The organism is Virgibacillus sp. MSJ-26 (genome assembly GCF_018918075.1).
Classification (GTDB): domain Bacteria; phylum Bacillota; class Bacilli; order Bacillales; family Amphibacillaceae; genus MSJ-26.
On the sequence record NZ_JAHLPW010000009.1, the window covers coordinates 49,859 to 62,757 of the forward strand.

The 12,899-nt window shown below is 37.1% G+C and carries 13 protein-coding genes and 1 riboswitch; all 13 genes read right to left on the bottom strand.

Annotation, left to right across the window (positions count from 1 at the left end; all coding sequences use genetic code 11):
* Nucleotides 1-420: 420 nt before the first annotated feature.
* The 13 genes from KQI49_RS10025 to KQI49_RS10085 all read right to left on the bottom strand — a co-directional run bounded on the left by KQI49_RS10025 (nucleotide 421) and on the right by KQI49_RS10085 (nucleotide 11,809).
* Nucleotides 421-2,076, bottom strand: coding sequence for an ABC1 kinase family protein (locus KQI49_RS10025; RefSeq protein WP_216488556.1), 1,656 nt, complete (start codon nucleotides 2,074-2,076; stop codon nucleotides 421-423).
* Between the two features lie 101 nt (nucleotides 2,077-2,177).
* Nucleotides 2,178-2,483: a phasin family protein gene (locus KQI49_RS10030; protein ID WP_216488558.1), complete on the bottom strand. Its 306-nt coding sequence runs from the start codon at nucleotides 2,481-2,483 to the stop codon at nucleotides 2,178-2,180.
* A 164-nt stretch (nucleotides 2,484-2,647) separates the two neighbouring features.
* Nucleotides 2,648-3,367 (bottom strand): ATP-binding protein, encoded by a 720-nt coding sequence (locus KQI49_RS10035; RefSeq protein WP_216488561.1) that lies wholly within the window; start codon nucleotides 3,365-3,367, stop codon nucleotides 2,648-2,650.
* Nucleotides 3,368-3,955 carry a cob(I)yrinic acid a,c-diamide adenosyltransferase gene (locus tag KQI49_RS10040; RefSeq protein WP_216488563.1) on the bottom strand — a complete coding sequence of 196 codons (588 nt, stop codon included), beginning with the start codon at nucleotides 3,953-3,955 and terminating at the stop codon, nucleotides 3,368-3,370.
* Nucleotides 3,956-3,976: 21 nt separating this feature from the next.
* Complete coding sequence (locus tag KQI49_RS10045) at nucleotides 3,977-4,411, bottom strand: bifunctional adenosylcobinamide kinase/adenosylcobinamide-phosphate guanylyltransferase (protein WP_216488565.1); 435 nt, start codon at nucleotides 4,409-4,411, stop codon at nucleotides 3,977-3,979.
* Nucleotides 4,345-4,983 carry a histidine phosphatase family protein gene (locus KQI49_RS10050; protein WP_216488566.1) on the bottom strand — a complete coding sequence of 213 codons (639 nt, stop codon included), beginning with the start codon at nucleotides 4,981-4,983 and terminating at the stop codon, nucleotides 4,345-4,347. Before KQI49_RS10050 ends, KQI49_RS10045 begins: the two co-directional genes overlap by 67 nt.
* Nucleotides 4,941-5,735, bottom strand: a complete 795-nt coding sequence (locus tag KQI49_RS10055; RefSeq protein WP_216488568.1) for an adenosylcobinamide-GDP ribazoletransferase — start codon at nucleotides 5,733-5,735, stop codon at nucleotides 4,941-4,943. The genes KQI49_RS10050 and KQI49_RS10055 overlap by 43 nt, the downstream gene beginning before the upstream one ends.
* 19 nt (nucleotides 5,736-5,754) lie before the next feature.
* On the bottom strand, nucleotides 5,755-6,339 hold the full coding sequence (locus KQI49_RS10060) for a bifunctional adenosylcobinamide kinase/adenosylcobinamide-phosphate guanylyltransferase (protein WP_216488570.1): 585 nt from the start codon (nucleotides 6,337-6,339) through the stop codon (nucleotides 5,755-5,757).
* Complete coding sequence (cobD, locus tag KQI49_RS10065) at nucleotides 6,321-7,397, bottom strand: threonine-phosphate decarboxylase CobD (protein WP_216488572.1); 1,077 nt, start codon at nucleotides 7,395-7,397, stop codon at nucleotides 6,321-6,323. The genes KQI49_RS10060 and cobD overlap by 19 nt, the downstream gene beginning before the upstream one ends.
* Nucleotides 7,372-8,331 (bottom strand): adenosylcobinamide-phosphate synthase CbiB, encoded by a 960-nt coding sequence (gene cbiB / locus KQI49_RS10070; RefSeq protein ID WP_253286777.1) that lies wholly within the window; start codon nucleotides 8,329-8,331, stop codon nucleotides 7,372-7,374. Before cbiB ends, cobD begins: the two co-directional genes overlap by 26 nt.
* Entirely contained in the window at nucleotides 8,328-9,797 is a 1,470-nt protein-coding gene (locus KQI49_RS10075) for an adenosylcobinamide amidohydrolase (RefSeq protein WP_216488574.1), read from the bottom strand. The genes cbiB and KQI49_RS10075 overlap by 4 nt, the downstream gene beginning before the upstream one ends.
* A 4-nt stretch (nucleotides 9,798-9,801) precedes the next feature.
* Nucleotides 9,802-10,860, bottom strand: a complete 1,059-nt coding sequence (locus KQI49_RS10080) for a FecCD family ABC transporter permease (protein ID WP_216488576.1) — start codon at nucleotides 10,858-10,860, stop codon at nucleotides 9,802-9,804.
* The gene (locus KQI49_RS10085; RefSeq protein ID WP_216488578.1) at nucleotides 10,820-11,809 is read right to left on the bottom strand and encodes an ABC transporter substrate-binding protein; all 990 of its coding nucleotides are present in this window, start codon (nucleotides 11,807-11,809) and stop codon (nucleotides 10,820-10,822) included. Before KQI49_RS10085 ends, KQI49_RS10080 begins: the two co-directional genes overlap by 41 nt.
* Before the next feature lie 128 nt (nucleotides 11,810-11,937).
* Nucleotides 11,938-12,118: riboswitch (cobalamin riboswitch) on the bottom strand.
* Between the last annotated feature and the right edge of the window lie 781 nt (nucleotides 12,119-12,899).

Genomic DNA, 12,899 nt, shown 5'->3' on the forward strand with positions numbered 1-12,899 from the left:
TGTTCATAGATAGCACATGATTGCCACTATGTTTTGCCTACTCCTAGATTAAGATTTCTAAACTTATTATATCTATAGTTTTTGATGATCTCTTAATATTATTCTACTCTAATTCTTAAGTATATGGCTAGTATAATAACTTTGAATATAACTACTAAATGCTTTCCCTACTAGAAGAAAAATAAAACAACCAATAAATTCTTCAACCTTGAGTAGATTTATTAAACCGTGAATTTCTGCACAAATATCATTCAGATTTTCATCAGTTCCACCTTTTCTAAAAATTAACAACAAAAATAGCTTGTTAATAATTTTCGGTATCATTTAATTTCTTTAACACAAACCCCCATGAAACATTTACCATAAGAATGTTTCATGGGGTTTACAAAGGGGGGTATAGTTTTTCAGGCAAATTCTATGTTAAAACCGGCCCGATCGAAATATGCCGAATAAAATCCATAAAAACATCAGTGTCGCTACAACGAAGCCGACTTCAATTACAGGAATATTCCACAGCATCGTTGATTGTCCCGCAATCGCTGACCCAATAATAAGACCCGTCATAATGATACTAAAAGAAAGCAGGACAATACTAAATGAAAGTCGGTTACTAATTTGGTCCAGTTTTTTTAATGTTTGATTAAGACCAGGAATATTTAATTCAAATCGAACTTTTCCCTTTTTTATAACCGAACGTAATTCTTTTATCGTGTCAGGCAAATCAGAAACAATTTCAGTATATTGTTCGACTTCTGCTATAATGTTTTCTGCAATTTTCTTAGGGTGATACCGTTCTTTGATTAATTGTTTACCAAAAGGTTCAGCCATTTTCACGATACTTAGTTCAGGGTCAAGTCTCACAACTATAGCTTCAATCGTTAGTAAAGTTCTTCCAAGTAATGCGAGATCTGAAGGTAATTGAATATGATGGTAATAGGTAACTGTGAATAAATCATTGACTGCCTCACCTAAGCTTACTTGACTTAACGGTACATCATAATATTTCTCCCTAAGTAAATCAACGTCTGCTCTAAGTTGTTTCATATCCACGTCTTGAGGAATAACACCCATCCTATCAATTGCTTTAATTAATCGATCGGTATTCTGTCGCATTAAGGCAATGACAAAGGAAGATAAATGATGTTTCATTTCTGGAGAAAGACGTCCAACTGAGCCAAAGTCTATTAAAACAACTTCTTCACCCGGTAAAGCCATGATATTTCCTGGATGTGGATCACCATGGAAAAAACCATCAATAAATATTTGATGAAACATTGTGTCAACTAGGCGCTCAGCGAATACATCATGATTAATCCCTTTATCTAGCAATTCATCTTCATCATTCAATTTTGTACCGTGGATAAATTCCATCGTGAGGACTTTCTTGGTGGAGAATTCCCAGTAAATCTCCGGTATACGAACACGTGAATCATCTAAAAATTGATTAGCAATCTTTTCAGCATTAAGGCCTTCATTTGTATAATCCAGTTCAGCTCTTAATGACCGGGAAAATTCTTTAATAATATTTTTGACTTGGTATCTTGATGCCCATTCCAACTGATTCTCAGCTAAATTTGCTAAATCATACAAAATATCCAAGTCAGCAAAAATCTTATCCCGTATATCTGGTCGTTGAACTTTAATTGCAATTGGTTCTCCGGAAATTAAGACACCGCGATGCACTTGGCCAATGGATGCAGCGGCAAGTGGCGTTTCATCAAACTCTTTAAATAGTGATTCAACGTTGTCACCAAGTTCTTCCTCGACGATACTCATGGCTTCTGCTGAAGAAAAAGGGGGGACGTCATCTTGCAATTTCTCTAGTTCATGGATAATATCTTCAGGCAAAATATCTGAGCGTGTACTGGCAAATTGCCCTAACTTAATAAAAGTCGGTCCTAATTCCTGTAAAAATAGTCTCACGCGCTCTCCCGTTGTGTGAGCTGGAACCTTAGCCTTATCTTTTGTAAAGACGCGTTTTGGCAATGATAATAAATCGTAAAGGCCAAGTTCCACAGCAATATATCCAAACCCATAACGTGAAAATGCAAAAACAATATCACGATAGCGTTGCATATGTCTGATTCTTTTTTTAAAAATAATTATCCCCCCTATAAGTAGGTAAAACTTTATTCAGTGGCGGTTCGCTTCGTCTCTCCACTGAATAAAGTTCCGTTTTACTCTTGTTTATTCAACAATTCTGATTCTAAAAGTTCAACTCTCTTTTTTAAGCCTTCCACTTCTTCCTTAGTTGCTACATTCATTTCTGCTTTAAAGTCATCAAATTTCTTATTAATTCTTTCATCAATTTCTGTTTTAGCCGATTGTCCTTTTGCAACAAGATCATCAAAGTACTTACGTGACTCTTCTTTACTTAACTCGCCTTTTTCTACTAATTCATTAACGACTTTTTCAGCTTGTTCTTTCGTTACCACAGCAAGTCCTAATCCTAGCGATAAGCCTCTTTTAATTGTATCTTTCACGTTAATCCTCTCCTTACTTTGATTTGTTATTCATCACTACTTTACATTATTATAACTCTTATATCAGTTTTAAAGAAAATTAAAAACTTCTCCTGTGTGAAAAAGACATTACTCATATTCTATACCCAATCACGATATTCTTTAATCTCCTTAATAAATAAACGTTATCTAGAGACTAACCTCACTTCATGATACCAGCCTAAACACTTTTCGCTTACTCTATGTTTTAAGCTAGCAGGATATACAACAATAAAACACGTGGCTGGTCCTGATGACTTTTTCAAATCTAGTTCAGTTTCTAATTTAAATGTTCGTTTATTAAAAAGTTGATGTAACTCATGTAAAATTCCTCTCGAACCAACAGGAAGAATGGTAACGTTATCAAGTTTAGAAAGATCCTGAAATACTTTTAATGGCGCAATATCGTCCTGGTTGTTCACTAGTTCGTGACCGACAAGTGGCTTACCAATAACAGCAACTTTTAAATCATTTCTTTCCTTAAATGAAACGTTCTCTTGTTCGGACTTTTCCCTTTGTCCAATAATAACCAAGCCAACGGCAGACTGATGTAAGGAAAAATTACTCTCTGTACTTCCAGTAATACTTATGTTTTCCACATTTAGTTCTTTCATCCCTTGCTTAATTCCCTTTATGAGTGAAGACCAAGCCTCGTCACCTGAAAAATTATGCAAGATAATGGAAATAGGCTCTGCACCTGCTGATACGCATTCCATCCAAGCGACACGAAAATTATAATAGGAAACGACCTCATAAGGTACTTGCACATAGTCATTTGGTTTCATGCCAATCGATCCACTATTATCTACAGCTATTACCAGCTCATCTCCATTTGGTAGTTCAATTATTTCCACATCCCGTTTCAATTACTTATCCTTTTTTCGCCCTTCACGGAACACTTTTGCACTGCGCACATATTCGACGTCTGGTACATTGAGCCTGAAATTAATAACTCTTGCTAATGCGAAGAAGTAATCTGACAATCTATTTAAATATTGAAGTGTTACAGCTGGAACTGTATCATCCTGTTTAATTAAAGATACGACTAAACGTTCAGCCCGACGAGTAATTGTTCGAGCTATATGGATGGTTGCAGCTGGTTTTGTTCCACCTGGTAAAATAAATCTCTCTAGTTTGGGAGCTTCTTCCACCAAGACATCAATTCTTTCCTCTAAATATTCAATCATTCCCTCGTGAAGTTTTAACGGTCTTTTCTTGGCAACACTTGCTAAATCTCCGCCACAATCAAATAATTCATGTTGAATTTTTACTAGATCTTCAAGGACGTCTGAAAATAATTCGGACTCTTGCTCAAGTTCGGTAATCGCCTGACCTACAAATCCATTTAACTCATCTACTGTACCATATGCTTCGACACGAATATCATCTTTATCAACGCGTCCTCCAATTATTCCTGTTTGACCTTTGTCACCTGTTTTTGTATAAATTTTCATGTTGATCCTCCTCTTAACTTTTTATTTAAGTTGCTTAGCAATACCATACCAAATGTAATCTACTCTGTTACTTACAGCAACCAGATCTTGATAAAACCATCCTGTTAAATCACGCCATGTGCGTTCAAGGCCTGACATGGGGACAATTCCTTTTGAAATATCGTTTCCTATAATGATAAGCTGACGTTCGGGAATTTCTTTTTCCCACTCGGCCCATTGTTTAATTAATACTTTACCATAGTCACGATCTATATCTGTATGATTTGTTTTCAACTTATTTAAAAGCAAGCGTTCTATAGCGGCAAGCACAACAATATTCGATTTAAACTGTGATAAATCTTGTGGAACCGAATCTTTAGAAGCATCCAACCATAAATACAGATTATTTTCTAATTGATAATGTTCTTTGACCCAGCGAGCTTTTCCATTATAGGCACCTCCTGTAATGACATGCATCCCTTCTCCCCCTTTTTGTTATCTTTTTTCCATGTTAGTTGGTAGCCACCACCATGAGGCACTTGCCAATGGAAAAATGATTCAGGTTGCCTGGATAACGTCGATAATAACTGACGAATAACGCCGCCATGTGTTACGATAGCTATTTTTGAATAAGCATCCTTATTTATGACGTCTTTAACTTTTTCAAAGCCTTGTTCGACACGAAGCTTAAAGTCATTAAGTGATTCACCATGAGGCGGTGTGACGTCAAAAGGATTATCAAGCCAATTCCTATACAGTTGAACCTTTTTCAACTCATTATACGTCTTTCCTTCCCAATCACCAAAATCAATTTCTCTAAACTCTTGAATAGGTATTGCTGTTTCATTTGGAAATAATCGGTCAACAGTTTGAATACACCGTTTCATAGGACTGGAAAAAATAAGCTGATGCTCTTCAGTTGTAACTAGATTCAAATCATCTTTGCCCTGTTTACTTAAAGGTAAATCAGTCGATCCTATATACGCCTTCTTTTCATTCCACTTTGTTAGACCATGACGAAATAGTGCAATAGCCACACAATTAGCCATAAAAAAGTCTCCACTCCTTCCACAGAAGCCCCAATCACGTCACCTGTTATGCCACCAAACCATTTCATTATCTTTTTGCGACTAATGATAAATGCTATAGCAGATAAACCTACTAAAAGTAGATAAATCATACTTACCATTGGATAGATAAAATAACTTACAATACCAAATAGAACAAGATAACTTAAGTAAGTCCATGGTTTCTCATTGATAATTGCCTTTTTAAAGAAATATGCCATCCCACCGTTTTTCGCAAGAGGTAAATTGTACATCACCATACCCATGAACAGCTTTCCTAGAAAGGGAATAAACAAGATTAAGACGTAGGTAGTTAGATTTGCAGCTAAGACTGTTTCATAAATAAATAGAAAGCGAGCTGCCAGAAGAACGATTACATTTAAAACACCAAACGCACCGACACGGGAATCCTGCATTATTGTTAATCGCTTTTGAACATCTCGAAAAGAAAAATAGGCATCACTACAATCTATCCAGCCGTCTAAATGAATCGCACCTGTACCAATGATCAACAACAACCAAAGAAAGAAGCTGCTTGCTAGAGGTGACAGATGGACCACTTCTAGAACTAGATACAATCCTAATGCATACATAATCCCTTGCATAAAACCGATGAGAGGAAATGTCTCTACGGCACGTTTAATCGTTTTATCTGTTACTGGGACTTCTTTTGATAAAGGTATGATGGTGAAAAATTGTATATTTAAGATTAACCCGTATAAAAATGATTTCATACCTCACCATCCTCATCATTTAATTATATGTTTTGTACTCGCTTTTCATTTGTATTGGGACTCCCATTTCTACTAAGTAAGCTTCAGTTGATTGTTGAACCAACACTTGGTGCAGCCGACCTATTAATTCAGCATAGACCTCAACCACTGGGGAATCATTCAATGGAGCTAACAGCACCTCATTGGAAACAATAACCAACGAATGGACCTTACGCTTTAATAAATACAATCCATCTAAAACTTTTGAATAAATTTCATCTTTAAAAGTCCCTAATTCTCCTTCATTATTTTTTGAAAAAAGTTCATTTGTTAACAAAATAGTTAAACAATCAAGAAGGACAACATCTTGAGAAGTGAACTCAGGAGCAAGTTTATGTATATCGATAGACGCTTCCCATGTTGTCCATGCTATTTTACTTTCGGCACGATCTTTTCGATGGCGTTTAATGCGTTCAGTCATCTCCTCATCCGTTGCTTTAGCTGTTGCGATATAATGTAAATTGGAGCCTGAAGCACCACTCAATTTTTGGGCATATTTTTCAGCAAAAGCGCTTTTCCCACTTCTCGCTCCTCCAGTTATAAAAATTAATCCTTCTGTTTCCACTGTGATAAAGCCTCCACTAATCGATTATTTTCTTTTTCCAATCGTACCGCAAAGCGCAACCACTCACCAGCTAAACCGGGAAAATTTTCAGTATGTCTGGGAACGATGCCGTTTTTCAATAAAAATTTAAGCAAAGGACGCTGATTACCTAACGAAGGATCTTTTAATAGATAAAAGTTTACTTGACTATCAGATAGAATGTACCCGGTTTCTTTTAAAACAGTCTGTACTCGTTCTCTTTCTGCTTGGATGAATCGTTGCGTCTTTTGCACGAAACTAAGCTCATTAATGCATTCTTTTCCCGCTTCAAGGGCTAAAGCATTAACGCTCCATTCGGGCTGATAAGCTCTTAATTGTTTAATAACCCTTTCATTTGCAAGAACGTAGCCAAGACGTAGCCCTGCGATCGCGTACATCTTCGTTAAAGAACGAATGATAAGTAAGTAATCACTATTTTGAATTTCATGTGAAAGTTGTACGTAATCCGTATAAAAATCATAAAAAGCTTCATCGATGATTAAATAACAGTTATTTGCTTCACAAATTGCTAATAGATGTCGTATGTCTTCACTTGATTGAATCGTTCCTGTCGGGTTATTGGGATGACATAAAAAGATGGCATCAACATTAATAATGACCTCGGATAGTTCGTTTAAATCTAATTTCCAGTCAGGCGCTGATAAATTTATATGACAAATCTGACAACCAGAGGCTTTAGTCACTTTTTCATATTCTGAGAAAGCTGGTTGAATAATGCCTATATGCTTATTTGTTAACATTCTACCTATTAATGTAATCAGTTCTGCACCACCATTGCCAAGTAGAATATTAGACACTGGAAGTCCTTCTGATTCGGCAATAAGACGAAGAAGCTCTCGCCCTTCCGGATCCGGATAATCCCCGATCACAGAAAACCACTCTTCCCATTTTTCTTTTATACTCTTTGGCGGTCCAAATGGATTAACATTTACACTAAAATCAATCACGTTTTTCGGCATGGTTAAATTTAAAGCATGGTATAAATAATTTGGGTTAGAGCCGTGTAATGGCAAATTCAATTATAAAACCTCCAGCTATCATTAAAATTAAAAACAGGAAACTTGTCCGCTTCATGATCGTGACAGTTTTTGAAATATGTCCTGTATTGAGATCATAAATCGCGTCACCCATTTCAGTTCGATATGACTGCTCACCATCATAATAGTTGTTTCCACCGAGACGGACACCAAGAACCGCAGCAACCGCCGCTTCTCCCCAACCACTGTTTGGGCTCGGATGTTTGCTTGCATCACGTCGTAAAACAGACCATGCTTTTTTCATTGGTACCTCTTTAGAAGGCGAGCTAATAATCATAATAAGCCCAGTAATACGGGCTGGTATATAGTTAATGACATCATCCAACCGTGCAGAAGCCCATCCAAACTTGGTATATTTTTCATTTTTATAACCTACCATTGAATCACATGTATTAATCAAACGATAAGCTATCGCTAGTGGTGCTCCCCCAATAGCCGCCCAAAACATTGGCGCCGTGATGGCATCTGTCGTATTTTCAGCAACCGTTTCGACTGTGCCTCTAACAATCTCTTTTTCTGATAAATTATCAGTATCTCGACCAACAATATAGGAAAGCTTTTCACGGGCATTGATTAAGTCTTTATTTTTTAAAGGATGCTCAACTTCGCTTGCAGCTTGGCGTAAACCTTTTTGAGCAATCGTCGTCCAAATTAACACCGTTTCAATAAAGAGTCCTAAATATAGATTTAAACTATATGTAAATAACATTATTAACGTGGCACTTAATATGACAACAATTAATATGACAACCATGGCAGTTCCTTTTAGCTTTAGATAACGGCCTTTATTCCATTGTTTATCAAAAAAGCGAATCATGTTACCAAATAAGATAACGGGATGTGGAAAACGCGGTGGGTCACCGACTAAAAGATCCAGTATATATGCTAAAACTAAAGCACTAAGGTGCATAATCATGATTTGACTTCCTTATTAAAGTAATTCATTAACGCCTGTTTTGTACACTTAAACACGCCTTTTCCTATCATTTGCCCGAGCGGTGTCGCGCTCCCAGCATAGGTTAATTTCGCTCCTGCTTGAGTTGCTGCAATTAAAATACTATCAGTCGACGTGCCTGTTGCCAGTGTATTTGACTCTGGGTCTGTGACTTTGAAATTCTGTAAAGCTTTTACCTTCGCTTCAGTTGCTGTCATCACTGCTTGGATATATGCTTCCTCACTTAACTCTCCATTGATAAACACCCAAATATTAATTGTCCCTGGAATATAACCTGGTACACGGCTCACACCCAGAGTAGAGTCTACTGCATTCCCCACACCTGCAGTCACTACAAATAATCCGGAAAAACCTTCCTCATGGATAAATTGATAAGCGACCTGTGATAAATTAACGGCAGTCATCATTCCAACCGTATCGTCGGGATGGAAACCATGTGATTTTAAATATGCTTCCATTTCCTGTTTATGATCATCAACGTTGTAATTTTTATCAACATAACGATTGACGAATAGATGATTCCAACCAAAACCTGATCCTGTCACACCAGACGACATCGTTCTAAGAGATTGTTTTGCTTCAAGTGTAATTTTTTCATTAGTGAATCGCAGTAGCGTTTCATCTATTTGTGTCTTCTCATCTTTATTGACTGTTTTAGGTACGAGCATCATTTGTGGTTTCGCGACTTTTGGATGCGGATACTCTTCAATCGAAGCATGATAAACCTCTTCTATTCTCTCTTTTTTAATCACTTTATTAGGTGAGTCACAAATTTCCGTCTTACCATCCTGAAGCAGAAGTAAACGATCACAGTAAAGTCCAGCTAAATTTAAGTCATGAAATATTGAAATGACTGTTAGGTCCTTTTCCTTTGTCCACGATCTTAATACGTCCAACAGTTCCTTTTGATAAGCTAAATCTAAATGATTGGTCGGCTCATCTAGTAATAGAACTTCAGGATCCTGAGCAAGTGCTTGTGCTAGAAAAACACGCTGACGCTCTCCACCAGATAGTTCATCAATCGTTTCATTTTCATAAATATCTACGCCTGTCTGTTTCATCACATCTTGAATAATCGCTTCGTCGCTTTCAGTCAGGCTCTGGAAAAGACCCTTTTGATGAGCATATCTACCAAGTGATACAGTCTCACGCACTGTATAGCTGAACGTTTGTGTCGTCGTTTGTGGTAAAACAGCCACCAAACGGGCAAATTCTTTTGCATTATAAGTTCTGATTGATTTACCTTTAATTGTTATTTCACCTTTTTGAAACGGTAAAATATGACTAATCATTTTAAGCAATGTCGACTTACCGCTACCATTAGGACCTATCACGCCGAAAAGTTCTCCTTTATCCACTTCAAAGGAAATACTTTCAAGAATTGGTTTACTAGAATAACCGCCCGTTATTTTTTTGACATCAATCATGCTATCAACTTCTTTCCATTCGACTTTTCATTAAAATAACTGCAAAAATGGGCGCTCCTATTAAAGCAGTAATCACCCCGATGGGAAGTTCAGACGGTGAAATAATTGTTCTTGAGACTAAATCAGCCAAGATTAAGAAACTACCTCCCGCTAAAGTTGATAATGGTAAGAGGTGAATATGATTCGGTCCCCATAATAACCTTACAAAGTGCGGAATAACAAGCCCTACAAATCCAATCGTTCCTGAAACAGCAACGGCAGCACCCGTTAATATAGAACCAGCAATTAAGATATTCATTTTCTTACGTTCAACATCAACGCCTATATGCTTGGCGTGATCTTCACCGAAAGACATGGCGTTTAATTCCTTAGCATGCACAAGTAAAAGTATAGAACCAATTAAAAAAAACGGAACGATGATTTTAACATGATCCCAACCGCGCATCGAAACACTTCCCAGCAACCAACCGATAATCTGTCGTAATTCCTCTCCTGTGAGCGCAATCATGAGCGAGATAAGCGCCCCTAAAAAGGAACTAAAAATCACCCCTGTTAAGATAATGGTTTCCACTCGCATCGCCCGGTCGATTCTTTTGGCAAAATAGAGAACAACAAATATGGTTATAAATGAAGCAACAATACTTAAGAGGGGTAAAGTAAATGATCCTATAAAAGGGAATGAAAGTCCAAAAAAGATGGTCACTACTGCACCAACCGATGCTCCGGAAGATACCCCTAACGTATAGGGATCTGCCAGAGGATTTCGTAATAATCCTTGAAATGCAGCACCAGCAATCGATAGTGAAGCACCAACAAAGCCTGCCAACAAAACACGTGGCAGACGAATATTCCAGACAATATTAACATACATAGAATCAATAGAGTCGATTGATACACCTGGAATAATCTTCGATATAATAATTTTAATAATATCTAAAAAGGGGACCGATACAGTCCCAATCGACGTACCGGTCAGCACAGCTAGTCCCCCTATAAGTATTAAAATTATATAAGCAACTGCCTTACTTTTCACCGAAAACTTCTGGATAAATGGCTTTTCCAAGTTCCTCTGCTCCCTCTACTAGACGTGGACCAGGGCGGCTTACAATATCGGTATCAACAAGGTATACCTGTTCATCTTTTACTGCATCGATATCCTGCCATGCTTTTCGTTCCATAACATCCTCAACCGGATTATCAGTATAATCATAAGTTAAAACGATGACATCTGGATTCATTTCCACCACGGCTTCCTCACTTAATTCAACCCAGCCATCTTCATCTTTAGCGACATTCTCCGCATGAAGTATGTCTAAAATATCATCTTCAAACGTATTTTTCCCTGGAGTGAATATTTCAGGAGCTGGTGAAATTTCTATATAAACATTCTTCATGTCATCTTCATCAATCTCATCTGCTTTCCCAGCTACCACGTCGAGATCATCTTGCATTGTGGTAATAAGCTCTTCCCCCTTATCTTTTGCACCTGTTACCTCAGCCATCATTTCAATGGATTCATAGACTTCATCAAAATTAGTCGCATCGTTAACAACAAACACGGTCAATCCTGAATCTCTTAGCTGTTCAATAGCGTCAGCATCGTTTGTAGGATGTGCTAAAACTAAGTCTGGCTCAAGTGACAAGATTTTTTCAGTGTTTAGCTCAAGTCCACCTATTTTTTCTTTATCCTGTACTTCTTCTGGGTAATTATCATGGTCTGAGACACCTACAATTTTTTCACCTAAATCGAGTGCAAATGCTAGTTCAGTAATACTAGGAATAAGTGTTACAATTTGTTCTGGTTCTTCTTCAATTGTAACTTCTTCTCCACTTGTATCTTCTAGCGTGACAGGGAATACTCCTTCTTCAGCTTCATTATCACTAGTTTCAGTTTGTTCTGTTTCAGTGTCTTGATTATTACTGGTTTCTTCATTTTCAGATGTATCTCCACATCCTGCTAAAATTCCCATCATAAGTAATAATGATAGTAAAAATAAATTTATTTTTTTCATTATGTCTCCCCCTATAAGTGTGCATTAAAAAAACATCCCCGTTATAGAGATATTTGAATGAATAAATTAGAAATGTGATTTTCCTTCTAATTCTTTTCATACACCTCCTATCCGCGTAGGCTAACTGGCGCATTTTCAAGAAGAAGGTAGGTCTCCTGGCTTATGGCAGTAGGCATTGTGCCTTCCCATACTATAAAAGTACAGTGGCCTTTACAATGCTAAACCATATACAGTGGCGGGACCGCGTTGGATTTTCACCAAACTTCCCTATTAAGTCTTATAAAAGACACCTTAATCTATTAATTATTCAATTTTCGAGCGCTAATTACAGTATACACCATTTTTTTATAATAGGATAGAATAACTCTTTTATTCATTAGAAGACTTTATCTGTACTCCCCGAAACGCTGGCCTACACTTCTTCCGCCTAACTTGGTAAATCCAAGCATTTTGCCGCGTATACAGTCAAAAATTGAAGTAATATTATTGGCAATCCCATTAAATCTGGCACAACTTCAAGCGGATCAAGTTCACTATTTTTCATCAAAACTAATGCAAGCACTGTTATAACGGCAGCAACAAATATACGTAAATTTCTTAAAGAATTCGGCCTTACTCATGTTTTTAGTTCCTGTATATGATGCGATTGTGTATGTTGTTGAATCAAGCGTAGTCGTAAGAAGTATGATTGCGATGATAATAAACATAATTAAAAACAATGTTGAAAATGGCAGTGTTAGTAATATTTCTGGAATCGCCTATGATAACAAGGTCGGGGCTAACAAATATGTTAATATCATTTTCTTAATTGTCCGTCCGAGACACTTTTGCAGCAAACACACTATGACGTGGCCCATGTCACACTGTAAGCAAACCAAAATACTGCATGACTTTTGATATGTGTTGTTCCACTAATATCAAGTGAATTGGTACAAAATGCTAAATCAATAATGAGAATAAAAACCTGTTCGTATTCGTGAAAAAACGAGAATAAATACACCTGGTCCAATCACCATCACCAAGATAGCGAATAAACCTGTCAAATTAATCTATCGGACACGAGTTCTTGTAATTGTGATTTCCTTGTCCG

Excerpts from the sequence above, each read along its gene's own strand:
- KQI49_RS10045 (WP_216488565.1), bottom strand. The coding sequence starts at position 4,411 with ATGCATGTCATTACAGGAGGTGCCTATAATGGAAAAGCTCGCTGGGTC.
- cbiB (WP_253286777.1), bottom strand. The coding sequence starts at position 8,331 with ATGATTATGCACCTTAGTGCTTTAGTTTTAGCATATATACTGGATCTT.
- KQI49_RS10025 (WP_216488556.1), bottom strand. The coding sequence starts at position 2,076 with ATGCAACGCTATCGTGATATTGTTTTTGCATTTTCACGTTATGGGTTT.
- KQI49_RS10055 (WP_216488568.1), bottom strand. The coding sequence starts at position 5,735 with ATGAAATCATTTTTATACGGGTTAATCTTAAATATACAATTTTTCACC.
- KQI49_RS10050 (WP_216488566.1), bottom strand. The coding sequence starts at position 4,983 with ATGGCTAATTGTGTGGCTATTGCACTATTTCGTCATGGTCTAACAAAG.
- KQI49_RS10040 (WP_216488563.1), bottom strand. The coding sequence starts at position 3,955 with ATGAAAATTTATACAAAAACAGGTGACAAAGGTCAAACAGGAATAATT.
- KQI49_RS10075 (WP_216488574.1), bottom strand. The coding sequence starts at position 9,797 with ATGATTGATGTCAAAAAAATAACGGGCGGTTATTCTAGTAAACCAATT.
- KQI49_RS10085 (WP_216488578.1), bottom strand. The coding sequence starts at position 11,809 with ATGAAAAAAATAAATTTATTTTTACTATCATTATTACTTATGATGGGA.